Raw genomic sequence first — 24,024 nt, forward strand, 5'->3', positions numbered from 1 at the left:
CCCCACTACGGCCTGGTGAACGCGCCCCTGCGCGGTGTAGTGCGGCGCGCTGCGCTGCGCCCACCATGAAGCGATATCACACGCCATCTGGCGATCGGGAGGATGCGATTTAGAGCAATAGTCGCCTATCGGAGGAATACACGACGCGTAGCCTTGCTGAAGGCTCGCCATAACAACATCCAAAGGGAGCCGCGGCGAAAAGGACCCACAGCCACCTGGCACGGGGAAGGAAGGCACTTCGTCAGATGGAGGACAGGCCAGCCCGAGGCAATTGATGACGTGTTCCATCACCCGCATAGGAGTATCACCATGAAGCATTCCTCTCCCTTTGACCTGTTCGTCAACGAGTACAACGAAGACATACCCGAGCATCACTTCCCCAGAAGCAGCATCTCGGCCTCAGCGGCGGAGGCCATTGTCAACTCGGAGGCCTGGACCGACGCCCACCCCGTCATGAACCTTTCCTCCTTCGTCACCACCTTTACCGAACCCGAAGCTCTCAAGGTGCTTGAACAGCACTTTCTGAAGAACTTTATTGACCATGACATGTACCCACAGCTGTTCGCTATAGAGCAGCGAATGGTCCGTTGGCTGCATGACCTGTGGAACGGGCCGAAGGAGGCCACCCCGTATGGAGCGGCGACGGTGGGCTCCTCTGAAGCCTGCATGCTGGCAGGACTGGCTCACAAGTGGAACTGGCGCCAGGCCCGCGAGGCCGCTGGCAAGGAGACGTCGCGGCCCAACCTGGTGACCGGGGGCAACGTGCAGATCGTGTGGAAGAAATTCCTGCGCTACTTCGATGTCGAACCAAGGATTGCGCCACTCAAGCCCGGCAATTATCGACTGACCACCGAACACCTTGATGCACTGGTAGACGAGAATACCATCGCCGTCGTCGCCATCGCTGGACAGACCTTCACGGGTGAAGATGACGATATCGAAGCGATTCATGACTGGCTGGACGACTACGAGCGACGCACTGGCCACAACGTGCCCATGCATATCGATGGTGCGTCTGGTGGTTTCGTCAATCCCTTCCTCTACCCCGACTACCCATGGGACTTTCGACTGCCACGGGTCAAGTCCATCAATGCATCAGGCCATAAGTTTGGGCTGGTGCCTCCGGGATTGGGTTGGGTGATCTTCCGTGACCGTGAGACCTTCAACGAGGATCTGGTGTTCTACGTCAATTACCTTGGCGGTGAGATGCCCACGGCAACCCTCAACTTTTCCCGCAGCGCAGCCCAAGTCGCCTACCAGTACTACACCTTCATTCGCCTCGGGTACGACGGTTACCGCGAGATCATGCTGCATACCGTCGAGAACGCCAAATATCTGCGCAACTTGCTGGTGGAAAGCGGCTACTTCGACATCATGAATCAGACACAGCGAATTCCGGTGGTCGCGCTCACGCTCAAAGATGGTTTCGATACCTTCAATGAGTTTGATATCTCCGCCAAGGTGCGTGAACGTGGATGGGTACTCTCGGCTTACTCCATGCCACCGAATGCAGAAACCGTGACCAGTCTGCGCATCGTGGTGCGCCCCCATCTCAACCGCAACGTCATCAAGGGCTTGGCTAGAGATATCATCACTGCCTGCGACTGGCTAAAAGCACATGGCGGCACGTCAGTCGCCCCGACGTTGCACGATCATACGAAAACAGCCATCAGCAAGTGTTGACCGCCCTCCCAACGCCGCTGGCCACCGCCAGCGGCCCCCTATCCCTCAACAAGGGGGTAAAGAGCTGCAGCAGATCCCAGATCGTCGCTCGTCACGCCTACTCGACTTCACCAAGCCAGGCCTGAGCTGGTGGCGGTACGCAGTAGAAGGCTAGGCAGCCACGGAACGATATAGCTGCACGCAGAACGAAAAAGCCGGGGCATCAAGCCCCGGCTTTTTCGGTTCTAGCGGTCTGAAGCCAGCCATCGACAACCTAACGGCGAACAGCCCTTCGCTCTCTTCTCTCTCTTCTCTCCCTCCAAAGCAACATCACGACCAAGAGTTCGAGCACGGCAAAGCCAATAAACGCCACCCCGTAGCCCAATCGAACCTGACGCTGCTGCGCCTCGGTCGGAAACAGCTCCAGCGAGCCCTGCAAAAACCCGCACCGCTCAACAGCATCAACAAGAGCAGCAGCACCGCTGCACACCAGAGTAGGACTCTCACGTTAATCCCGCCTTGTTTGCCTGCAGCACCTGGCAATGTCGTGGCCAATGGATAAACGACTGTGCATGCTAGTGATGACGTTGAAAGCCAGGTCGACACAAATGCAAATGCTATACGATCAGGCGACTCCCAAAAATCCACAAACCACAATATAAATCGCGACTTGCAAGAAAGGGCCCGGCATATAAATGTCGACCTATCGGCCAGGCTATAGAAAGCACTGGAAGCAAAGCTCGCCGAGAGCGAAGCCGAGCAATGGCAGAGGGAGAACAGCAACGCTATCAAAGCTTACAACGATGCTGTCTCTGAGCATGGGTGCCTCGCCGAAGAGTACAGGACATTCTAATGCCCCAGTTCGACGTGTACGCTAATCCCAGCGCGTCGACGAAAAGGATGTACCCCTACCTTCTGGACATACAGAGCAATAGCCTATCGGCGCAGGCCACCCGAATTGTAGTGCCCCTTGGACGAGCACCTTTCCTCGCAGGAGGAAAACTGACTCGCCCTACGCAAACAGTGACCCTCGACAGCGAAGAACTGTTGATCCCTATCCCACAAATCGCATCATTGCCTATCAGCGTTTTAAAGACGCCCATCGGCACTCTAGACCACATGCGAGATGAAATAGTCGCCGCACTCGACTTCGCAATAGTTGGGTCCTAGTAATGAAAATTGATATTTAACGCCGGAGCCAAATGGTCTTTGACGCTAATATTGCTCTGTCGCCGAAGAATAAGTAAAAGTTCAAGCGCTCGCCGCAATGATGCTTTGGATGGCAGCACACGTGCTATCAGCCGAAGTTTCGAGAAAGCTAGATATCATCGAGGATTCGTCGCCGTTGTAGGTTGTACTCCTCTTCTGACACTATGTCCTGCTCACGAAGCATGTCTAGTTTTTGGAGCCTCGACGTTACTGAACCTTCATAAGCACTAGTTGACAATGTGCCATCACCTTGTTGCTGAGTGGAGCTGGGCCTGACGGATGGTGACTCACTGCCTGAGCAATCGTACGCACGTCCAATTGCGAATGGACTATAGCCCCCTGAAATATTCATCCATACAATATGTGTCGCTCCTAACTTAGCGGCCTCTTCTTGAGCTTCGTTTCTTGCATTATCCATGCCTCTCGAAGCCGCAATATTTCCCCAGCCTGAAGATCCCTGCACCTCGCCAATAAACTTACAACCAGTCACTCGTCTTTCATCTGCGGCTTTCACGAAAGTAGCACTTTCGCTCATCTGTGTTGCACACCCTGAGATTGACACCAGTGCCAAAACCAATATCGGTAGCTTATACTTACAAACATTATTCATTATACTTACTAACTCTTCTATTTATCTAATCGATTTTCTACTATTACCAAAGAATCCAAGCTCTGGATCATCTGCTATCCATTCCCTCTTTTATGCACTCGGCTTGGAGACGCCGTGGCGCTCCACCTAGTTTGGTGTTATGGTGGTGAAGGTGCAAAAGAGACACAGTCACTAGAACGTAACATTATGCATCACTTCTAGATAGTGAAGTTTATAACAGAGTATATTTAAAACACTCAAGTCTGCTAGCTGTTTACCCGCAAAGGTGCTAAGCATCAAAAATACCTAGAGTATTGCTGATTATTCAACGATCTCAAGATAAACCTCATCGTTCCGAGTCTACATTGAACCAAGGCTTCCAAGTTCCGATGAGAAGGTCTTCTCGATAAAAGCGCTCGGCTATCTGATCAGCACCCATGACATCATAGCTAAAACCGACATTCTTCGATATTAATTGGAGAGGGAGCTCTTCATCTGGAAAGAAGTGTTCGATTCCATATCGAAGTTGACAAGAGGTAGTAACTGCCTTCTGCTTCTTTGAACTTTCGGGAATTTCATGCAACCTCTCCTTGGAGCCTCGTTTCAAATGCTGAGAAAATCTTTTTTTTAGATTTGTGGTCTTTCCCACATAGAGACATGGAAATGCTAATGAGGAGGGCCACCAATCTCGGAACTGAATCTCAACATCTTTTCCACCGGGGCCGACTAGAATCATTTCCGTATTTGCACTAAGCAAAACAGATCTCTCTCCCAGCCACCAAAAAGCATAGACACCAGGCCTTTGCGGTATTTCTAACGGCGCCGTCTCTATGATATCACCAATCAAGCGGATGTCTTCCTTAAGATCCACAAACACTCCAAAGACTACATAACTTTAGAAACCAACATCCCAACAAAAATCTTATTGCAGATACTCATTCTGTAGAAACGAGAGAGAAAATAGCATCATATTTAAATATTATTTTTTATTACCTTTTCCAGGTTATCCAGACTGTTCCATAAGCTCCTTTAACTGTGATATTGACAACGCAGGACGCTTTCGATGAAGCATGGCGTGACAATTGGGGCAAACAGGGCGCAAGTCATAAACTGGATCGAGTTCATATTCTCCACCAATTTCTGCCATTGGTTTTAAATGATGAACATGAATAAAACCACGACCTATTTCCCCGTAAACATTCTCAAAATCAAAACTGCAGATCACACACCTGGTCCCCCAATGATTGAGGCACTTTCTACGTGCACTAGGATCACGCTCATACACATTTACGCTTATAGACTTCTTCGCTCCTTCCTTAACCCTGTCTAGCTCTATGACCTCCTCAGGCAGGACCTCAGGGCGAGCGAGCTCAGTTCCTGTAAACTCCCAAATAATTTCGACGGGACAGGAGTCCATGACACTCTTAGGATGGGCCAAGCCGGCAAATGTAAATGCTTCGCGATTATCTTCACGGAAAAAAAGATAAACGTATCCCGCCGGATTTAGCAACCCCTGAATGGAAGGTAAGTGCAACTTTGATTGAGATTTACCGAACCAAACTAGCTGATCGCCAATGAATCTATTTCCATAATCATGACCAGTCCGTCCAGCTGCACCAATACCACAAAAAACAAAATGGTCATCCCCATGAGACGTGTATCCCGTATACCAATTCCCTCCTCTTGGGGCTTCAATCCCTATAATTCGGAACACGTCTCTCCGAGTGTATTGTTCACCTGGCTGAAATGGATACACATCGCTCAACCCTTACCTAGCCTCTAGCAAAGTTCGACAACAGGCGTGCGGCGTTCCCCTGCCGGCTGCCCCCATTGGATCAATGGTGCTTAACAAATAGCCATTAATGACAATGAACCGTTCCGACACTATTATCCATATGGCAACACTGTCCAGGTGGAGAGTTTTTCCGGCACCCTCCCCCATGAGCCAGAACACTGCCGCTCACAAAAGTAAGAACGATAGCAATTATAATGACCTTCATACTTCCTCCTGCGTCCAATTGGAACCACTTACAAATTCTCATATTACTATTCTAGGACCTACGCTCATAGGAATGCTCTTTCTCAAATAAAATGTCTCAAGAGCTCTATATGAATGCAATTAATACAAGATCTTTCGTTAATACAAACATAGAAATCTGCAAAGTATACTTGTAAAAAGCCCAGCTCCATCCATTCCAATTCAATTACTTTTTGAAGACAGCCTTTTCCTAGGCATAAAAAACTTTCACTATGCAGATATTTTTTGAATATTCTCGAGGCGACGCTCTCTACTTCTCACACACGCATAAACACTGCATACAGATAAAACACCATGATATTTCGCCAAGAGAAGCACTTACATTCCCTTCACCTGCGAACTACCAAACAGCCACGCTACCGCCACAGCGGCCACGGGAAATGTCCACCCAGCGCGACGAATGCCGCTGTGCGATCACGAGAAGGGGGGAAGTCAGTGCGGGTAACCGGGTACGCAGCATGCCGCCAGTAAGATAGCGTCGTGCTGAATGTAACGTCAGATTAGCGTTTACTGGTCATCCCTTGGCCATAGACGGCTTTCCTATCCCTACGCATGATCGTTTGTCGTGCTCTAAACGGCACTTTTATGGCCTGGTATATGCCAATAAGAGCAGAATAGACAAAATATGCGTGGAATGGGAAAGAATTTACGAGTTTTTTGGTTTAGGTCTTACAAGCTGTTGAAATTCAGAAATAATGCAGCTAGACGCTTCTTTGTATTCGTAGCGGAAGATGGAAATGAGAGAGGATAAAATCCGGTTGAACTGAGGCGCCCAACGCTAGCAAGTAGTCACTTACTCTATTACATAGCGCTCTTTGACTGACATCTTGCCTGGCGTGGCACCTCTGGCTTTTATCCGGACATACGTACGCATCGACCTCGTCTGCAGACCTCGCTCTGAATTCAGCGCATCAACTTGCCGGGGGGGGCAATTGGCTCCGCCCTTTCGCATACAGACAGACGCCATGGGTCTTGCCAGAGCGTTATTACGCCCTGTCGGCTTGAGGGTTCGCGTCGTCTTCCACCACATTGGCTTCGCCCTTCTCCTCAGCCGCGGGATTGGCGTACTTCATCCAGGTCTTGCCCAAGTGGTTGCGCAGTTCATTACCCACCTGCTTGGGGTCACGGGCTTCCAGGGCGGCCATGATGGCTTCGTGTTCTTCCATGGCCACCGACCACTTTTCGTTCTTCAGGTTGGAGAGGTAACGCACGCGATAGAGCTGTCGGCTCAGGGTGGCGTGGATCTCGATCAGGGAGTTGTTGCCGGAAAGCGCGACGATGCGGTTATGAATCGCCTGATTGAGACGAAAATAGTTCTGCCGGTCGCGACGCAGGAAGGCGGCCTTCATCTCGAAGTGCAGAGCCTGCAGTTCGGCGATGTCATCGTCGGTGGCATTGGCGCAGCAGAGCTCTGCGGCGGACTGTTCCAGCACGCTCAGCACGTAGGCCTTTTCCTGCACGTCCTGGGGGCTGACGTCGGCGACCACGGCGCCTCGCCGCGGAGAAATGACGACCAGGCCCTCGGCCGCGAGGATCTTGAAGGCCTCGCGCATGGGGGTACGTGAGACGTCCAGCTCTTCGGCCAGCTTGCGCTCTGGCAGCCGTTGCCCGGGCTGAAAATGGTCCATCACGATGTGCTCGCGCAGGTAGTTCGCCACCTTCTCTACCAGCCCTTCCCGTGGGTCCATTGCCGCTTCATCCATCGTCGTCGCCATCATGATCCTGAGGTGCGATAAGAATGGCATACCAAAAAATCTCAATCAAACTTGGCCGCGTTTTGACGCGAACTTTTAATCGTATATTTTTCATGCGGTTATCCCTAAAGATACAGGAATTACTACCAAGGTCTAGGTGCCCAATGTTTGACCTTAAAAATGGTATACCACTAAATTTCACAGCATCCATGAACCACTCGCCCCACCCAGCCCGCCGCCTGAAGCGAGCATGGCTGCCCCTCAACAGCGGGGCGAAATGGGCCAGCCAGCACGGAGATGCCTCACTACATGAACTACTTACATCACTTTGATACCGCCGCTACCGTCGAAGCCTGCGTGGCAGGTGCCGGCGACTTTGGCCGAGGCATCCTCCGTCAGGCCCAACAGATGCCGGGCATGAATGCGCGTATCGCGGTCGACATCAACGCCGCAGTAGCAGCGGAAGCCCTTGAAAAGGCGGGAATTCCGCTTTCGCGCATCGCGGTATGCCATTCTGCCGAGGAGGCTTCGGCTGCCTGGCAGGCTGGCCACTATCTGGCGACCGGTGACCTGGAGATCGTCAAGCACCTGGATTTCGATATCCTGGTGGAAAGCACTGGTATACCAAATGCAGGTGCGGCTCACGCTGCCAGCGCACTCAAGGCAGGTAAGCATGTCGGTATTGCTACCAAGGAAACAGAATCAGTGGTCGGTCCCTACCTGACCCGCCTGGGCAATCGTCACAATCGCCTGTTCACACCACTGGACGGTGACCAGCCGAGCCTGTTGATTGGCCTGGTCAGCTGGGCGCAGACACTCGGATTCGACATCATCGCTGCCGGCAAGAGCAGTGAATACGACTTTGTCTGGGATGAGGACGACCAGGCGATCTGGTGCAACGGCACTCGCTATGACGCGCCGGACATGGCCAACCTGTGGACACTGCCAGAAGGCGATGAACGCAGCGTGGTGCGTGCACGGGGCGAACACCTCAACGCCATTCCGCAGATCTCCGCTCCGGATCTGTGCGAGATGACCAACGTAGCCAACGCCACGGGTCTACTGCCCGATGACCCCGCCTTTCATGCCCTGGTGCTACGCACTCACGAAGTGCCGACGCTGCTGGACCTGGAGGCCAATGGTGGCGTGCTCGCCGGCAGTGGCCGCCTGGAGGTGTTCAACTGCCTGCGCCGCCCGGACGAGTTGAGCTTTGCCGGTGGCGTGTTTGTCGTCGTTCGCTGTGAAGATGACCACGCCTGGCAGGTGCTGGAAGGCAAGGGTCATATCCTGAGTCGCAGCAAGAAGAGCGCCATGGTCTATCTGCCGCGCCACCTGCTTGGCCTCGAAGCCCCCATCTCCCTGCTTGACGCTGTGCTGAAGGGCCTGCCCTCCGGCGGCGGTCAGGCGACCCGCCCGGCAGTGGACCTGGTCGCAAGGGCGACGGCCCCGCTTGAAGGCGGCCAGGCGCTGGAAATGAAGGGCCACCACCGACACATCGCAGGCCTTCAGCCAGAGGTACACCCGGCCTCAGCCCTGGTCGCCAAGACGCCCGTGCCGTTCTACCTGCTTCCAGGCGCCACGCTGAAGCGCGATATCGCTGCAGGACAGCTGATTACCCTGGCCGATGTGACGCTTCCCGAGTCGACTCTGCTGACGCTGCGCCGTGAGCAGGATGCGATGTTCTTCTCGACTGCCGAACACATTTCGTCGCCGGCCTGACGTCGGGCCGAATCCACTGGCACTCAACGGGCTAAAGCCCACGCCTAACCACAACAATCCTTCCGGAGAACGCCATGCTTAGCCGACATCTCGTCCTAACTGCCAGCGCCCTTGGCCTGACCCTTGCTGCTGCCAGTCCCGCTGTCTTCGCCGCCGATGACGCCGCGGACTTTCCGTCCAAGCCCCTGCAATTCCTGGTTGCCGCCGGCGCCGGTGGCGGTACCGACAACTTCGCGCGCACCATCAAGCCGCTGCTCGAAGAGGCCATGGATACCCGCGTCACGGTGATCAACCTGCCATCCGCATCCGGGGCACTGGCTCACCAGCGCACCGCCAATGGTGACGCCGATGGCCACACCCTGGACTTCGCCTCGTCCACCCTGGTGACCTCGCTGGCGGCCGGTCAGAACCCCACTGGCCTCGACCAGCTGACGCCGGTGGCGCGCATGCAGTCCGACGTGATGACCCTGATCGTCGACCCGGACAAGTACGCCGATTTCGACGCCTTCATGGAGCACGCCAAGACCAATCCCGGCGAAGTGATCATCGGCGGCACCCACGCAGCAAGCCCGGACCGCATGGCCTTCCTGTCATTCCGTGACGCCACGGGCCTGGACATCAATTTCATCCCTTATGACGAAGAAGGCAGCGTGGCGGCCAACGTCATGGGCGGCAACATCGATGGCCTTTTCGGTGAAATCAGCTCGGTCCTGAGCTACATGGAATCCGGCGAGATGATGCCGATCCTGGTCTTCGCGGAAGAGCGCCTGGGCAACTTCCCGGACATTCCCACCACGGTGGAAAACGGCTGGGACCTGACCGATGGCAACGAGCGCGGCATCTTCGTCCACGCCGACACGCCTGACGCCATCGTCGAAAAACTCGAGACCACCCTGAAGGGCGTCTACGACTCCGAGACGTACCAGGAGTACGAAGAGCGCGTCAACCTGCACTACCGTGAAGGCTGGCTGGGTAGCGACGCCTACCGCGAGAAGCTCGAGCAGAACCTGGAGCTGTACACGCGCCTGCTGGAAAACAACTGATCTGTACACCGGGTGTGCGCCGCAACGGCTCGTCAGGGCCGTGACGGCCACCCCCATGAGGGCCGGGCCATGCCCGGCTCCCACCCCGGGGCCAGAGACAGCGGTCTGCTCTGCCCCATCGTGAACCGAGCCTCACCATGCATACCAAGTTCACCGTCTTTGCAGTCCTGCTGCTGGTCCTTGCCGGCATCACGCTGGTACCGACCCTGAATTTCCCCAGCTCCGAGGACGTCTCGACCTTCATCGGCCCGCGCTTGTGGCCCTTGTCCTTGCTGCTGCTGTTGATCGTCCTGTCGGCCACTCTGCTGGTGAGCACGCGACTGACCCAGAAGAAGGAAGCGCAGCAAGGCCTCAGTCGTGAACGCGACCCAGAGTCAGCGACTGACGTGCCCAACGCCACGGCAGACGACCCACTGGTTGCGCCAACTGAGCTGAACACCTCGGCACCCCCTTCAGCGTCAGGCGTTATCGCGGCCTACCGCCACTGGTGGGTGATGGGGGCTACCGTGGCCTACACGCTGGTGATGCCCGTCACCGGATTCCTGCTGGCCACCGTCATGTTCACCCTGGCCTGCACGCTACTGCTCGGCGCGCGCCACTGGGCCGCCCTGCTGGCCACCGTGGTCATTGCAGCGGTGCTGATACAGGGCGTGTTCTCCACCCTGCTGGGCATACCGTTGCCATGACCCTCAGTCGATACGATCTTTTACCCGTGCTTCCCAGGAGCTGACGATGCTGGAGAGTTTTCTGAGTGGGCTAGGTGTGGTCTTCCAGCCCATGAACCTTCTGATACTGACCTCGGCCGTGTTCATCGGCTTTATCGGTGGCGCCCTGCCAGGCATCAGCGGTGTGATTCTGGTGGTCATCCTGCTGCCGGTCACCTATGGCATGGACCCGACCCAGGCGTTCATGCTGCTGACGGCCATCTACGGCTCTACCGTGTTCTCGGGGCTGATCACCGCCATTCTCTACCGCGCACCCGGCACCCCGGAAGCCGTGATGACGGCCTTCGACGGCTACCCCATGACCCAACAGGGGGAAGCGGGCAAGGCCCTGGGTATCGGCGTGCTCAGTTCTGCCATCGGCGGTCTGGTCGGCACCATCGCGCTGATCATCTTCACCCCCTTGCTGGCCTCGGTGGCGCTGAAGTTCTCGTCGCCCGAGTACTTTGCCCTGGCCATTCTTGGCCTGACCGTGGTCGCCTCACTGGGCGGCAGGCTGATCCTTGGGCTGATCGGGGCTACCCTCGGTCTGTTGATCGCTACCATCGGCATCGACCCTCTTACCGGCACCAGTCGTTACACCTTCAACAACCTCAACCTGGCGGAAGGGGTTGGCCTGATTCCCGTCATCGTCGGGCTTTTTGCGGTGTCCGAGGTGATGAAGCGTTCACTTTCCCGGGATGCAGAACAGCCGCTGACCAAGGTCAAGATCAAGATCTTCGACGCCCCCATCCTGAAGAAGATCGGGGTGACCCTGTCGCGCTCGTCGATTCTCGGGGTGATCATCGGCATTCTGCCCGGCATCGGCGCCAGCACCGCGGCCATGGTCAGCTACAGCGAGACGGTGCGCTGGTCCAAGCATCCGGAAAAGTTCGGCAAGGGCGCCCCGGAAGGCATCGCCGCACCGGAGGCTGCCAACAACGCCGCCGCCATGGGCGCCCTGGTGCCCCTGTTTGCGCTGGGCATTCCGGGCAGTGGCACTACCGCGATCATCCTTGGCGCCTTTATCATGCATGGCCTGCAGCCGGGGCCGATGTTCATGCTGACCTCAAGCGACCTGATCTATGCGGTATTCGCCGGACTGTTCGTGGTGAACTTCATGATCCTGGCGTTCTCCAAGCCGTTCATCAAGCTGTTCACCCGCCTGCTCAACGTCCCCTACTCGGCACTCGGCCCGATCATCCTGATGTGCTGCATCGTCGGCACCTACTCGGTGCGCAATTCGATGTTCGACGTGTGGCTGATGCTGGGTTTCGGCGTCCTCGGCTTTCTTCTCGAGAAGATCAAGTTCCCGCTGGTGTCGATCATTCTCGGCCTGGTCCTCGGCCCCATCGCGGAAAGCGAATTGCGGCGCTCGCTGGCCATGTCCCAGGGGGATCTCAGCATCTTCTTCTCGCGGCCGATCAGCGCCAGCTTGATCGTGATTGCCGTATTGCTGCTAAGCACCACCATCATCATCGCCCTGCGCAAGCGGGCCAGAACCCGTGCAGCGGCGATGGGCTGAGGGGATCAAGTCGCACACTGGCGAATCTTCCCCATCCCCCCACGCAGAAACGACATCGCCCTCGCTGCCACAGGCAGCGAGGGCGATCTTGCTTCTACTGATGGGCACCGCACCCCCTGGGCCAAGACACCTCCCGCCCTACCAATCAGACCCGCCGTCAACCAGGTCCGCTGCCAACGAGCGAAAAAGGCAGCGATACAAGGGGGGATCAATAGTCATGGCCTGCATCCACCGCGGCAGGCGCTTCAGGGTGCAGGCGCTGGATGTGCACCCGCCGGGCAAGGCGAATGAGCGGGCGTATCATCATCTCGATACTGCCGATCAGAAACAGCCAGGTCCCTATATAGGCAAGCGACTCGTAGAAAAACAGAATACTGCCGATGATAAACCAGGTGCCGATCAAGAGGTCGTTGACGATGCTGAGCACCTCATAGCGCTGGCGAATGATCAGCTCTTCATGACCGATATGCAGGGTCAGAGTGGGCGTTTTCGACGACTGTTGCGAGGTTGTCATGGGGTCTTCCCTTTCGCAGTGGTTGTCCGGCGCCCTGTCGCGTTTCAGCGCAAGAGGGAGCAACCTGGTATCCAGAATAACCGTATGCAAAACAGGATAGAGGCAGTCAGTTTGGCGGAGCAAGACGAGGTAGCGCCACAGGCCTGCAACGCGAGCAGGACACAACACATAGACGAAAAATGGACGAAACGAGCGCAGCGATCGTTAACGCCAGGTACCGAAAACCGACAAGGAAAGCCCAGAATTTCAAGGACAATAACGAAAGGCAAGGAAGGAAAAGAAAGGCAGCAAACTCAGGAGTGTCGCTAGATAGCGCAGAATGCACTGGCTCCCCGAACAGGACTCGAACCTGTGACCCAATGATTAACAGTCATTTGCTCTACCAACTGAGCTATCGGGGAACGACAATGTGCTGTACTGAATAGCGCACTGCTAAATGATGCAGCGCTAAATGGCATCAGGTAACGACCTTGAGCCGGGCGACAATTCTTGCAAGGTACAGAGCATCGTGACATTGCGCCAAGATGGCTCCCCGAACAGGACTCGAACCTGTGACCCAATGATTAACAGTCATTTGCTCTACCAACTGAGCTATCGGGGAATGACCTTGAATTGTCGGTGCAAGAGGCGGGATCAACCTTGGAGGTTGGCTCCCCGAACAGGACTCGAACCTGTGACCCAATGATTAACAGTCATTTGCTCTACCAACTGAGCTATCGGGGAATCGCCTTGAGCACGGGGCGTAGTATACGGATCACGCCGAGATCGTCAAGCCCACCTGAAGGTTTATTGCCGGACAGGTCGACTTAACTCGCTGATCCGCCTCACAACCTTGGATAGCGTCCCCGCCTGACGCCGACAGCATCACGGCGACATCGCTCTGACGACACCGGCTGACACCGGGCACCCTGGAACCGGACATGCTGAAACGACAGCGCCCGCTGACCGAAGTCAGCGGGCGCTGTCTATATCCTGGTGGCTACGCCCTGACTCGAACAGGGGACCCCATCATTATGAGTGATGTGCTCTAACCAACTGAGCTACGTAGCCTTTTGGCCGTCAGGCAATAACATCGCCGTGTCGACGGGGGTGAATTATGCACACCCCCCAAGGACTTGGCAAGCCTGACCGCCAAATTTTCGGCGACGAAGATCCACAAGGGCTGTCGCCACCTCTAAAAGGTGTCAGTCGATACCCAGCGACGCCTTGACGGCTGGCAGCGCGGGCTCGCCGTCGGCGGTATTGACGCCTTCAAGCCATGCCTCCAGAAGTGCCGGATTCGCCTTCAGGTAATCCTGGGCAGCCTCCTCCGGCGCCACGCCATCGTCCATGATGGATCCCATCAACTGGTTCTCCATCTCCAGGGTAAAGCTCAGATTGTCGAGCAGTGCGCCAACGTTCGGGCAGCTCTCGCTGTAGCCGGCACGTGTGTTGGTATAGACCGTGGCGCCCCCCAGGTCAGGACCAAAGTAATCGTCTGCGCCCTCCAGGTAGGCCATATCGAAATTGGTATTCATCGGGTGAGGCTCCCACCCCAGGAAGACCATCCAGGACTCATCCGGGACCCTAGCCCGCAACTCGGCCAGCATGCCTGCTTCACTGGAGTCGACCAGCGACCAGTCGCCGAGACCGAAGGCGTCGTCGTCGATCATCTGCTGGATCAACTCATTGCCGTCGTTCCCGGCCTCGATGCCATGCAGCTCGCTGTCGAACTTGTCGGCGTGCTGGGCGAGATCCGCCACCGAGGTGACGCCCGCGTCGTGCACATACTGAGGCACCGCCAGGGTGTACTTGGCGCCTTCCAGGTTGGCACCCAGGCGGTCGACGTCACCCTGCTCCACGTAAGGGTCGCTGATGGACGCCATGGAAGGCATCCAGTTACCCAGGAACACGTCGAAGTCACCGTTCTTCATGCCTGAATAAGCAATCGGCACCGATACCGTATCGATGCGCGTCTCGTAGCCCATGGCCTGCAGCACCTGGGTGGTAAGCGCGGTGGTCGCGGTGATGTCGGTCCAGCCGACTTCAGCGAAACGCACCGGCTGGCAGCTGTCATCGGCGGCCATCGCCTGGGGGGCGGCAAGGCCGGCGATGGCAGCCGCCAGCACGGACAGAGCGGGAATCGTCGGGGTCGTCATGATGCACTCCTTATTCGGATTATCGGTTGCAGTATGGTGGCCTGTTCACGACGGTGCCGTTGAATCGACCAGATTTTGATTGAACGTCCAATCAATAAAAGGCATACTCTCTACATCCTAACCTCGGGGACACCTCGAGGAGCAAGTCACCGTTTCAACTCTCGAGCACCTGAAGGCTCGTGAGGCAGTGGTAGAGAGGTCTGTCATGCCCAAGGTAGGAATGGAGCCAATCCGCAGGCAACAGCTGATACAAGCCACCATGGCCGCTATCCATGAGGTCGGCCTGGCGGATGCCACCGTGATGCGTATCGCACGTCACGCGGGCGTGTCTGCTGGCATCATCAGCCACTATTTTGGCGGCAAGGATGGCCTGCTCGAAGCTACCATGCGGCAGATTCAGCACGACCTGGGCGACGCGGTCGCTGCACGTCGCAAAGCCCTCTCCGACAACAGCCCAAGAGCGCATCTGGAAGCCATCATCGATGGCAACTTTGACTCATCCCAGACCAACGCTCGCGCGGCCGGCACCTGGCTCGCCTTCTGGGCCAACTCGATGCACAAGGCCGACCTGCAGCGCCTGCAGAAGATCAACGATCGCCGGCTTTACGCCAACCTCTGCTACCAGTTCAAACGTCTGATGCCCCGTGACGAGGCACAGCGCGCCGCCAACGGCATGGCCGCCATGATCGACGGCCTGTGGCTTCGCGGCACCCTCTCGCCCGAGGGGCTGGACACCCGCCAGGCGCGTGAATTGGCGCGTGAGTACCTGCATCGACTACTGGACCAGGCGGCCAGAACGTAGCGCATCCACTTGATCAGGCCGCCTGCCACCATCTGCAGAAAGCCTAGCCTGGATCAAGGGACGCCCCATCACCGTGCGAGGCGGCGCCTCAACGTCAGGGCACACTCGACCGCGCCGTCCGCGATCACCCCATCACCTTACTAGCTCGCTCTCACCATAGGAGGATGTCATGGCAACGCTCGACACCCAGAAGCTCTATATCAATGGCCGTCTGACAGACGCCACCTCCAACGAGACGTTCAGCGTCACCAACCCCTACGACGGTAGCCACCTGGCAGACGTCCAGGTGGCCAGCGACGCCGACGTGGATGCCGCCGTGGCTGCCGCACAGCAAGGCCAGAAGGTCTGGGGCGCCATGTCCGGCATGGAGCGAGGCCGCATTCTCAACCGCGCCGTGGCCCTGCTGCGTGAGCGCAACGATGAGATCGCGGAACTCGAGACCCGTAACACGGGCAAGCCCTTCAGCGAGACGTCCACGGTCGACATCGTCACCGGTGCCGACGTGCTGGAGTACTACGCCGGCCTGGCCGCCGCCATCGAAGGCAGCCAGATTCCGCTGCGGGAAGACAGCTTCGTCTACACCCGTCGCGAGCCGCTTGGCGTGATCGGTTCCATCGGCGCATGGAACTACCCGATCCAGATTGCCTGCTGGAAGTCAGCCCCTGCCCTCGCCGCCGGCAACGCAGTGGTCTTCAAGCCCAGCGAAGTCACCCCGCTGACCACCATGATCCTGGCCGAGGTGTTCACCGAAGCCGGCCTGCCGGATGGCGTCTTCAACGTCGTCCATGGCGAGGCTGAGGTGGGCCAGGCGATTACCGGCCATCCTGACATCGCCAAGGTGTCCTTCACTGGCGAGGTCGGCACCGGCAAGAAGGTCATGTCTGCCTCGGCGGCTTCCAGCCTCAAGGACGTGACCATGGAGCTGGGTGGCAAGTCACCGTTGATCGTATGTCGTGATGCGGACCTGGACCGGGCGGCCGACGCCGCCATGATGGCCAACTTCTACTCCAGCGGCCAGATCTGCACCAACGGCACGCGGGTCTTCGTCGATAACGCCATCAAGGCGGACTTCGAGGCGCGCCTGGCGACTCGGGTAGCGCGCATCAAGGCAGGCGATCCGATGGATCCGGCCGTGAACTTCGGCCCGCTGGTCAGCTTCGAGCATCAGCAGAAGGTCCTGTCCTACATCGCCCTGGGCCAGCAGGAAGGCGCTCGTGTGTTGGCCGGTGGCGAGACCTGGGATCAGGGTGACTGGGCCAAGGGTGCCTGGGCGGCGCCTACGGTGTTCACCGACTGCACCGACGATATGCGCATCGTCCGCGAAGAGATTTTCGGCCCGGTCATGTCCGTGCTCGGCTTTGATAGCGAGGAAGAAGTGCTCCAGCGTGCCAATGCCACCACCTATGGCCTGGCGGCGGGTGTCTTTACCGAAAGCCTCAACCGCGCACACCGCATGATCCACCGCCTTGAAGCCGGCATCTGCTGGATCAACACCTGGGGCGAGTCGCCGGCCGAAATGCCGGTCGGCGGCTACAAGCAATCGGGTGTCGGTCGTGAAAACGGTATCGAGACACTGGCCCACTACACCCAGACCAAGTCGGTCCAGGTCGAGATGGGACCCTTCGAGTCGGTTTTCTAACCTCACCACATCCAGGGTCGGGGCCCCCACCCCGACCCCATGTGACAGGCTTGCGCGGAATCCCCTGCCCTTTCTCTTGATGGCTCGCCCTCCGGGCCATCCGACACCGCGTCGCGCCTGACCCCGACATCTCACTTATTCTCCCGGGAGGCGTTTCATGCCACAGCATCGTGAATACGACTACGTCATCATTGGCGCCGGCTCAGCCGGCAACGTTCTAGCGACTCGCCTGACAGAAGATCCTGACGTCCAGGTGCTGCTGCTCGAAGCAGGTGGCAAGGATCACCGCTTCGACTTTCGCACCCAGATGCCCGCCGCGCTGGCCTATCCGCTGCAGGGCAAGCGCTACAACTGGGCGTTTGAAACCGATCCTGAGCCGCACATGGACAATCGCCGCATGGAGTGCGGTCGCGGCAAGGGCCTGGGCGGTTCCTCGCTGATCAACGGCATGTGCTACATCCGTGGCAATGCCCTGGACTATGACGGCTGGGCCCAGCGTGCCGGGCTGGAAGACTGGCACTATGCCAACTGCCTTCCCTACTTCCGCAAGGCCGAGACCCGTGACATCGGCCCCAACGACTATCATGGTGGCGATGGCCCGGTCAGCGTGACCACGCCCAAAGAAGGCAACAATCCGCTTTATCACGCCTTTATCGAGGCAGGCCAGCAGGCGGGCTACCCGGCCACTGAAGACGTCAACGGCTACCAGCAGGAAGGCTTCGGTCCCATGGACCGTTTCGTCACCCCCAATGGCCGTCGCGCCTCCACCGCCAGGGGCTATCTCGATGAAGCCAAGCAGCGTCCCAACCTGACCATCGAAACCCGCGCGACCACCGATGTGATCCTGTTCGAGGGCAAGCGCGCGGTCGGGGTACGCTATCAGCGCAAGGGCCAGGACCAGCAGGTGCGCATCCGTCGCGAAGTGCTGCTGTGTGCCGGCGCCATCGCCTCGCCGCAGATCCTGCAGCGCTCCGGCATCGGACCGGCCGACCTGCTCGAGGAGCTGGGTATCGAGGTCGTTCAGGTCAATGACAACGTCGGTGCCCATCTGCAGGACCATCTGGAGATGTACATCCAGTATGAGTGCAAGAAGCCGATCTCCCTCTACCCGGCGTTGAAGTGGTACAACCAGCCAGCCATCGGCGCAGAATGGATGTTCAAGGGCACCGGCATCGGCGCCAGCAATCAGTTCGAGGCAGCCGGGTTCATTCGTACCAGCCAGGAGGAAGCCTGGCCCAACCTGCAGTACCACTTCCTGCCCATCGCGATCAGCTATAACGGCAAGAGTGCGGTACAGGCCCACGGCTTCCAGGCCCACGTCGGCTCCATGCGCTCGGAAAGCGAGGGCCGCGTGCGCTTGACCTCTCTTGATCCCAAGGCGGCGCCGTCCATCCTGTTCAACTACATGTCCACCGAGAAGGACTGGGAAGAGTTCCGCGACGCCATTCGCCTGACCCGTGAGATCATCGCCCAGCCGGCCATGGACGAATATCGCGGTCGTGAGATCTCTCCGGGACCGGACGTCAACACCGACGAGGAACTCGACGCCTTCGTGCGCCAGCACGCCGAGACCGCCTACCACCCCTGCGGCACCTGCCGGATGGGAGATGGCGACGACTGCGTGGTAGATGGCGCAGGTCGCGTGCACGGGGTGGAACGCCTGCGCGTGGTAGACGCCTCGCTGTTCCCGGTGATTCCCACTGGCAACCTCAATGCGCCGACGATCATGCTGGCAGAGCGAATGGCCGACAAGATTCGTGGCCAGCAGACACTGCCGCCGAGCGACGCGCCCTATTACGTGGCCAACGGAGCCCCTGCCCAGGCCACCCCGCAGCGCCGGCTCGAGGACGCCCACCCGACCCAGGGTGAGCGCCGCCTTGCAGCAGGCACCGACGGCTCGACACCTACTGGCTAGCGAAGCCCGCTGCCACACGCAGCATGTCGACGTCATCCCCCTGGCCCTGTGTTCATCACAGGGCTTTTTTGTGCAGCTCAGAGACGTTTGATTCGACCATGGTGCAAGAGCAGGCGTTTTCAGTGGCTGGTTGCCAGTCGATGGGCTAATCTGCAAGAATTCAAACAGGCGTTTTATTCCAATCACCGGCAACACTCTGCCTCTATCGCCAGCCAAGGAGACTCTCCATGCTCAGCCTGCTCCTGCTCGTCTTCACGGTCGTTGGCCTGATCGCCATCGCCCACCGTGAAGCAGGGTCTGCCCCCGCGACCACTCTGCCTGCGGTACTGGGTATCGTTGGCCTACTGCTCGATGCCGAAGTCGTCGGCGTGCTGCTGTTGATCAGCGCTGCCGTGATCGCCGTCTGTGGCCTGCCCGCACTGCGCCGCCACTGGCTCTCGCCGCGCCTGTTCGCCATGTTCAAGAAGGTCGCGCCCAAGGTCTCTGACACCGAGCGCACCGCGCTGGAAGCAGGCAGTGTGGCCTGGGATGGAGAGCTGTTCTCCGGCCGCCCCGACTGGCAGCGCCTGCTCGACTTCAAGGACGATGGCCTCAGCGACGAGGAACGTGCCTTCATCGACCATCAGTGCACCGTCGCCGCCGGCATGTGCAACGCCTGGGACATTGCCCGCGAGCGCGCCGACCTGCCCCCGGAGCTGTGGGACTACCTGAAGAAGGAACGCTTCTTCGGCATGATCATTCCCAAGCAGTATGGCGGCCTCGGCTTCTCTGCCAAGGCACAGTCTGCGGTTCTGCAGAAGCTGGCCGTCAATGAGACGCTGATGTCCACCGTGGGCGTACCCAACTCCCTCGGCCCCGGCGAACTGCTGCTCAAGTACGGCACCCAGGAACAGAAAGATCACTACCTGCCGCGCCTGGCCGATGGACGCGAGATCCCCTGTTTCGGCCTGACCGGCCCCCGTGCCGGCTCCGACGCCACGTCGCTGCCGGATATCGGCATCGTGTGCAAGAAGGAAGTCGACGGCAAGGAGGTGCTTGGCCTGCGCCTGACCTTCAACAAGCGCTGGATCACCCTGGCGCCCATCGCCACCGTGGTTGGCCTGGCCTTCCGCATGTTCGACCCGGACCACCTGCTGGGCGACAAGGAAGATCTGGGTATCACCTGTGCCCTGGTGCCACGAGACACGGACGGCATGGACATCGGTCGCCGCCACCACCCCATCGGTAGCCCCTTCATGAATGGCCCGATCCGCGGCAAGGATGTGTTTGTCCCGCTGGATACCATCATTGGTGGCCCGGACATGGCGGGTGAAGGCTGGCGCATGTTGATCGAATGTCTGTCGGTGGGTCGCTGCATCACCCTGCCCTCCGGCGCCACGGGCACGGGACGCTACGCCATTGGCTGGGCTGGCGGCTTTGCCCGCATTCGCCGCCAGTTCAACGTGCCGGTGGCCGAGATGGAAGGCATCCAGGAGCCCCTGGCACGCCTCACTGCCAAGGCCTACATCGCCCAGGCAGCGGTCTACCAGACCGCCAACACGATCGACCACGGTCATGCACCGGCCGTGCCCTCCACCATCCTCAAGAGCCAGCTGACCGAGTTCCAGCGAGACATTCTCGCCGATGCCATGGACATTCATGGCGGCAAGGCCGTCACCCTGGGACCGCGCAACTATCTTGGCATTGGCTACAGCGCAAACCCGGTGGCCATCACGGTGGAAGGCGCCAACATCATGACCCGCAACCTGATGGTATTTGGACAGGGTGCCATCCGTTGCCATCCCTACGTGCTTGAAGAGCTGGCGGCCAAGGATGCAGACGATGCAAAGGCCTTCGATCGCGCCTTCTTCCGCCATGCCGGCCTGATCTTCGGCAACGCGGCGCGCGCCTTCTCCATGGGACTTGGCCTGGGCAAGCCTGCCAACCCCTTCGATGACGTCGCGGGGCCCTACGCCAAGGAGGTCTGCCGTCTTTCCGCTGGCTTCAGCCTGTGCGCGGATGCGGCCATGGCAAGCCTGGGAGCCGAACTCAAGCAGCGAGAAATGCTGTCGGCACGACTCGGTGACGTGCTGTCCAACCTCTATCTGGTCAGCATGGTGATCAAGCAGTGGCATGAGGGCGACAAGGTCGAAGGCGAAGCCGAGCTGATGCACTACGCCTGCCGCTTCCTGCTCAACCGCGCCGAGACCGCCTTTGTCGAGGTATTCGACAACTTGCCGAACAAGGCCCTGGGCAAGACATTGAAGGTGCTGGTCATGCCGCTGGGGCGGCGCTGGGCCCGTCCTCACGACGATCTTGCCCGGGCCATTGCCAGGTCCGTTTCCACGGGCTCGGCGCTGCGCAAGAAGCTGCTTCAGGGCGCCTGGGACAGCAACGACCAGGTGCAGGACAACCCGGTGGCACGCTACAACGCCCTGCTGGAGACCCAGGACCGCGCCGAGGCGCTGTATCGCCAGATCAATCGCGCCTATGCCAAAGGCAAGTTGCCGGTGCAGGCCCTGCATCCGGAAGAGCGTCTGGAAGCCGCACTGGCCGAAGGATTGATCAACGAAGACGACGCCGATTTCATGCGCAAGCGTGAGGCCGAGGTGCTGGATATGCTCAGCGTGGATGACTTTGCCTTCGATGCCTTTGTCACCGACAAGGACAAGGTCAACCAGCACAACGCGACCGCCTGAGTCATCGGCACTGCATCACCACAACGCCCGGCACTCGCCGGGCGTTGTCGTTGTGAAGAGCTTCTTCCCTGTGGCCCCTACTTCAGCGGCCATACCAGCATGATGAGTGGTATCGCGACCAGCATCACCACCAGCGTCAGTGGCAAGCCAAGACGCCAGTAGTCGCTGAAGTGGTATCCCGCTGGGCCCATCACCAGAGTATTCGACTGATGACCGATGGGAGTGAGGAAGGCGCAGGAGGCGCTGATCGCCACGATCATCAGGAAGGGGTCGAGTGACAGCCCGAATCCGTTGGCCAGGCTGGCGGCAATCGGCGCCATCAGCAGCGCCGCTGCGGCATTGTTGATGACGTTGGAGAGCAAGGTGCTGACCATGAACAGCCCTGCGAGCACCAGCAAGGGTGGCCATTGGCTGCCCCACCCCAACAGCGTGTCCGCAATCAACTGAGCGCCACCGCTGGTTTCCAGCGACTGCCCCACCGGTATCATCGCCCCCAGCAGGACGATCACCGGACCATCGATGGCCCGGTAGCCCTCTCGCAGGGGCAGTACCCCGACCACCAGGGTCACCAGGGCGGCCAGGGACAGCGCCACCGCCGCCGGCAGCAGATCAAACAGCATGGCCATGATGGCCGCCACGAAGATGCCGATGGACAGAGCCAGCTGACGCGGCTGCCCCAGCGTCAGCCGACGATCCGCCAAGGGCAGGCAGCCCAGTACCGTCAGGCTCTCACCCAGTCCCTCCGGATCGCCCTGCAGCAACAGCACATCACCGGGGCGGAAGCGGATATCCCTGAGCCGCTGCTGCAGCCTTCCACCATCCCTGGCCACCGCCACCAGGTGTAGCCCGTATTGATGGTGCAGGCGCAGCTCCGCCGCGGTGCGACCGCTGATCGCGGCGTCATTGCGCACAATGGCCTCGATCAGATGAAGGTCCTCGTCCTCGGAGCGCTCCTTGCGGCTGTCCTCTTCTGCCTCGTCTTGCTGTGCTGAGTTGCCCGAGTGAGTCCCGCTATGCGTCCCTTCCTCGTCACTACCGACATCATCCCGCGCCCGGTCCAGGGTCTGGCGACGCTCGATGGCCTCCTCGTCCTGGCTGAGCAGATGTCGCGTGCGCTGCGCCAGAGAAGCTGTCTCACGGTTGTCGTCGCCGCCGTCTGGCAGGTCGTCGCTTTCGGCGCCCTCTGGCAGGTCGTCGCCCTCTGGGGTAGGCACATCGCTCGGCGCCAGGCCAACGCGCAATCCGGCCTGATCCTCAAGCGCCTTCAGTTCGTCGGGGCCGGCCTCGAGCAGCAGGATATCGTCTTGTCGCAGTACCCCATAAAAGGAATGGCCGGCATAGCGCCGTCCATCACGTACCAGCGCCAGCACCGGCACGTTGTCGTCCAGCTTGCGCCTGAGCTTGTGCAACGACCAGCCCAGCGCCTTGGCATCCGCCCCGACCCGCACTTCGACCAGGTAGTGAGCGGTATCGAACATGGCATCCCGACTAGCCTGGCCAGTGCGCCGTGGCACCAGACGCCATCCCAGCAGGACAATGAAGGCAACTCCGGCCAGGGCCACGGCTCCGCCCACGGGCAAGAAGTCGAACATGGCGAAACGCTCACCCGAGAGCGAGGCGCGATAGCTGGAGATGATGATGTTGGGCGGCGTGCCGATCAGCGTGGTCAGGCCGCCCAGCAGTGACCCGAACGCCAGGGGCATCAGCAAGATGGACGGAGAGGTATCGTGTTCCCGGGAGAGTCTCAGCGCTACCGGCAACAGCAGCGCCAGCGCACCGACATTGTTCATGAAGCCGGACAACAGCGTGACCAGCCCGGTCAACGCCAGCAACTGCAGGATCAGGCGATCTCCAACCTTGAGTACCTGGGCGGAGATCACGTCGACCACGCCTGCGTGCTCGAAGCCCCTGGAAAGCACCAGCACCGCCACCACGGTAATCACCGCCGGGTGGCCGAAGCCGGTAAAGGCGTCGTCAGCCGGTACCAGCCCCAACACCACTGACGCCAAAAGTGATGCCAGAGCCACCAGGTCGAAGCGCCAGCGCCCCCATACAAAGGCCGCCAGCGTCAGCCCAAGCACCACAAACACCAGAAGACTGTCATCCATGTCGGCCTCCTCCATGGTCAGAGCACTACGAAACACTGCATCAGTGTCCA

At 58.9% G+C, this 24,024-nt stretch carries 18 protein-coding genes and 4 tRNA genes; 11 read left to right on the forward strand and 11 right to left on the reverse strand.

The features are described 5' to 3' along the window. Positions 1–309: 309 nt before the first annotated feature. The 3 genes from KUW18_RS11680 (at position 310) to KUW18_RS19960 (ending at position 2,832) form a co-directional block, all read left to right on the forward strand. Complete coding sequence (locus tag KUW18_RS11680; protein WP_222561470.1) at positions 310–1,683, forward strand: glutamate decarboxylase; 1,374 nt, start codon at positions 310–312, stop codon at positions 1,681–1,683. A gap of 706 nt (positions 1,684–2,389) precedes the next feature. Then, positions 2,390–2,515 carry a type II toxin-antitoxin system CcdA family antitoxin gene (locus KUW18_RS19955; protein WP_222238763.1) on the forward strand — a complete coding sequence of 42 codons (126 nt, stop codon included), beginning with the start codon at positions 2,390–2,392 and terminating at the stop codon, positions 2,513–2,515. Continuing rightward, positions 2,515–2,832 carry a CcdB family protein gene (locus KUW18_RS19960; RefSeq protein ID WP_222561471.1) on the forward strand — a complete coding sequence of 106 codons (318 nt, stop codon included), beginning with the start codon at positions 2,515–2,517 and terminating at the stop codon, positions 2,830–2,832. Before KUW18_RS19955 ends, KUW18_RS19960 begins: the two co-directional genes overlap by 1 nt. Positions 2,833–2,980: 148 nt before the next feature. Here the strand turns inward: KUW18_RS19960 and KUW18_RS19965 are convergent, their stop codons facing one another. From KUW18_RS19965 to KUW18_RS11710, 4 genes are all read right to left on the reverse strand, one after another. After that, positions 2,981–3,481 (reverse strand): DUF4156 domain-containing protein, encoded by a 501-nt coding sequence (locus KUW18_RS19965; RefSeq protein ID WP_409995517.1) that lies wholly within the window; start codon positions 3,479–3,481, stop codon positions 2,981–2,983. Between the two features lie 325 nt (positions 3,482–3,806). Then, positions 3,807–4,331, reverse strand: coding sequence for a GIY-YIG nuclease family protein (locus tag KUW18_RS11700; RefSeq protein ID WP_222561473.1), 525 nt, complete (start codon positions 4,329–4,331; stop codon positions 3,807–3,809). Between the two features lie 132 nt (positions 4,332–4,463). Then, positions 4,464–5,216, reverse strand: a complete 753-nt coding sequence (locus tag KUW18_RS11705) for a DUF3427 domain-containing protein (RefSeq protein WP_315900664.1) — start codon at positions 5,214–5,216, stop codon at positions 4,464–4,466. 1,268 nt (positions 5,217–6,484) lie between these two features. Continuing rightward, the gene (locus KUW18_RS11710) at positions 6,485–7,213 is read right to left on the reverse strand and encodes a GntR family transcriptional regulator (protein ID WP_261396636.1); all 729 of its coding nucleotides are present in this window, start codon (positions 7,211–7,213) and stop codon (positions 6,485–6,487) included. A gap of 288 nt (positions 7,214–7,501) precedes the next feature. Between KUW18_RS11710 and KUW18_RS11715 the strand changes: the two genes are divergently transcribed. The 4 genes from KUW18_RS11715 to KUW18_RS11730 all read left to right on the forward strand — a co-directional run bounded on the left by KUW18_RS11715 (position 7,502) and on the right by KUW18_RS11730 (position 12,180). Beyond that, entirely contained in the window at positions 7,502–8,911 is a 1,410-nt protein-coding gene (locus KUW18_RS11715) for a flagellar biosynthesis protein FlgA (RefSeq protein WP_222163611.1), read from the forward strand. Positions 8,912–8,985: 74 nt separating this feature from the next. Continuing rightward, positions 8,986–9,954, forward strand: coding sequence for a tripartite tricarboxylate transporter substrate binding protein (locus KUW18_RS11720; RefSeq protein ID WP_222561475.1), 969 nt, complete (start codon positions 8,986–8,988; stop codon positions 9,952–9,954). Between the two features lie 137 nt (positions 9,955–10,091). Then, on the forward strand, positions 10,092–10,640 hold the full coding sequence (locus KUW18_RS11725; RefSeq protein ID WP_222561476.1) for a tripartite tricarboxylate transporter TctB family protein: 549 nt from the start codon (positions 10,092–10,094) through the stop codon (positions 10,638–10,640). 46 nt (positions 10,641–10,686) lie between these two features. Then, positions 10,687–12,180, forward strand: coding sequence for a tripartite tricarboxylate transporter permease (locus tag KUW18_RS11730; protein WP_206943470.1), 1,494 nt, complete (start codon positions 10,687–10,689; stop codon positions 12,178–12,180). 208 nt (positions 12,181–12,388) lie between these two features. Here the strand turns inward: KUW18_RS11730 and KUW18_RS11735 are convergent, their stop codons facing one another. The 6 genes from KUW18_RS11735 to KUW18_RS11760 form a co-directional block, all read right to left on the reverse strand. Continuing rightward, positions 12,389–12,694, reverse strand: coding sequence for a YrhK family protein (locus KUW18_RS11735; protein ID WP_222238711.1), 306 nt, complete (start codon positions 12,692–12,694; stop codon positions 12,389–12,391). 325 nt (positions 12,695–13,019) lie between these two features. Then, positions 13,020–13,095 (reverse strand) — tRNA-Asn (locus KUW18_RS11740). Positions 13,096–13,219: 124 nt separating this feature from the next. Next, a tRNA-Asn gene (locus KUW18_RS11745) sits at positions 13,220–13,295 on the reverse strand. A 46-nt stretch (positions 13,296–13,341) separates the two neighbouring features. Next, positions 13,342–13,417: transfer RNA gene (locus KUW18_RS11750), tRNA-Asn, on the reverse strand. A gap of 250 nt (positions 13,418–13,667) precedes the next feature. After that, positions 13,668–13,744 (reverse strand) — tRNA-Met (locus KUW18_RS11755). A 134-nt stretch (positions 13,745–13,878) separates the two neighbouring features. Continuing rightward, entirely contained in the window at positions 13,879–14,760 is an 882-nt protein-coding gene (locus KUW18_RS11760) for a choline ABC transporter substrate-binding protein (RefSeq protein WP_261396652.1), read from the reverse strand. 277 nt (positions 14,761–15,037) lie between these two features. Between KUW18_RS11760 and betI the strand changes: the two genes are divergently transcribed. The 4 genes from betI to KUW18_RS11780 all read left to right on the forward strand — a co-directional run bounded on the left by betI (position 15,038) and on the right by KUW18_RS11780 (position 21,866). Continuing rightward, complete coding sequence (gene betI, locus KUW18_RS11765; protein WP_206943477.1) at positions 15,038–15,634, forward strand: transcriptional regulator BetI; 597 nt, start codon at positions 15,038–15,040, stop codon at positions 15,632–15,634. A 169-nt stretch (positions 15,635–15,803) separates the two neighbouring features. Then, complete coding sequence (gene betB, locus KUW18_RS11770) at positions 15,804–17,273, forward strand: betaine-aldehyde dehydrogenase (RefSeq protein WP_206943479.1); 1,470 nt, start codon at positions 15,804–15,806, stop codon at positions 17,271–17,273. A 157-nt stretch (positions 17,274–17,430) separates the two neighbouring features. Then, complete coding sequence (gene betA, locus KUW18_RS11775; RefSeq protein ID WP_261396637.1) at positions 17,431–19,188, forward strand: choline dehydrogenase; 1,758 nt, start codon at positions 17,431–17,433, stop codon at positions 19,186–19,188. A 227-nt stretch (positions 19,189–19,415) separates the two neighbouring features. Further along, positions 19,416–21,866, forward strand: a complete 2,451-nt coding sequence (locus tag KUW18_RS11780; RefSeq protein WP_222561478.1) for an acyl-CoA dehydrogenase — start codon at positions 19,416–19,418, stop codon at positions 21,864–21,866. Between the two features lie 77 nt (positions 21,867–21,943). Here the strand turns inward: KUW18_RS11780 and KUW18_RS11785 are convergent, their stop codons facing one another. Then, a complete protein-coding gene (locus tag KUW18_RS11785) occupies positions 21,944–23,974 on the reverse strand; it encodes an SLC13 family permease (protein WP_261396638.1) in 2,031 nt (676 codons plus the stop codon). Positions 23,975–24,024: the final 50 nt, after the last annotated feature.

This window comes from Halomonas sp. DP5Y7-2 (assembly GCF_019802025.1).
In the GTDB taxonomy this organism is placed as follows: domain Bacteria; phylum Pseudomonadota; class Gammaproteobacteria; order Pseudomonadales; family Halomonadaceae; genus Halomonas; species Halomonas litopenaei_A.

Excerpts from the sequence above, each read along its gene's own strand:
- KUW18_RS11680 (WP_222561470.1), top strand. The coding sequence starts at position 310 with ATGAAGCATTCCTCTCCCTTTGACCTGTTCGTCAACGAGTACAACGAA.
- KUW18_RS19960 (WP_222561471.1), top strand. The coding sequence starts at position 2,515 with ATGCCCCAGTTCGACGTGTACGCTAATCCCAGCGCGTCGACGAAAAGG.
- KUW18_RS19965 (WP_409995517.1), bottom strand. The coding sequence starts at position 3,481 with ATGAATAATGTTTGTAAGTATAAGCTACCGATATTGGTTTTGGCACTG.
- KUW18_RS11710 (WP_261396636.1), bottom strand. The coding sequence starts at position 7,213 with ATGGCGACGACGATGGATGAAGCGGCAATGGACCCACGGGAAGGGCTG.
- KUW18_RS11715 (WP_222163611.1), top strand. The coding sequence starts at position 7,502 with ATGAACTACTTACATCACTTTGATACCGCCGCTACCGTCGAAGCCTGC.
- KUW18_RS11720 (WP_222561475.1), top strand. The coding sequence starts at position 8,986 with ATGCTTAGCCGACATCTCGTCCTAACTGCCAGCGCCCTTGGCCTGACC.
- KUW18_RS11725 (WP_222561476.1), top strand. The coding sequence starts at position 10,092 with ATGCATACCAAGTTCACCGTCTTTGCAGTCCTGCTGCTGGTCCTTGCC.
- KUW18_RS11730 (WP_206943470.1), top strand. The coding sequence starts at position 10,687 with ATGCTGGAGAGTTTTCTGAGTGGGCTAGGTGTGGTCTTCCAGCCCATG.
- KUW18_RS11735 (WP_222238711.1), bottom strand. The coding sequence starts at position 12,694 with ATGACAACCTCGCAACAGTCGTCGAAAACGCCCACTCTGACCCTGCAT.
- KUW18_RS11760 (WP_261396652.1), bottom strand. The coding sequence starts at position 14,760 with ATGGCCGCCGATGACAGCTGCCAGCCGGTGCGTTTCGCTGAAGTCGGC.
- betI (WP_206943477.1), top strand. The coding sequence starts at position 15,038 with ATGCCCAAGGTAGGAATGGAGCCAATCCGCAGGCAACAGCTGATACAA.
- betB (WP_206943479.1), top strand. The coding sequence starts at position 15,804 with ATGGCAACGCTCGACACCCAGAAGCTCTATATCAATGGCCGTCTGACA.
- betA (WP_261396637.1), top strand. The coding sequence starts at position 17,431 with ATGCCACAGCATCGTGAATACGACTACGTCATCATTGGCGCCGGCTCA.
- KUW18_RS11780 (WP_222561478.1), top strand. The coding sequence starts at position 19,416 with ATGCTCAGCCTGCTCCTGCTCGTCTTCACGGTCGTTGGCCTGATCGCC.
- KUW18_RS11785 (WP_261396638.1), bottom strand. The coding sequence starts at position 23,974 with ATGGATGACAGTCTTCTGGTGTTTGTGGTGCTTGGGCTGACGCTGGCG.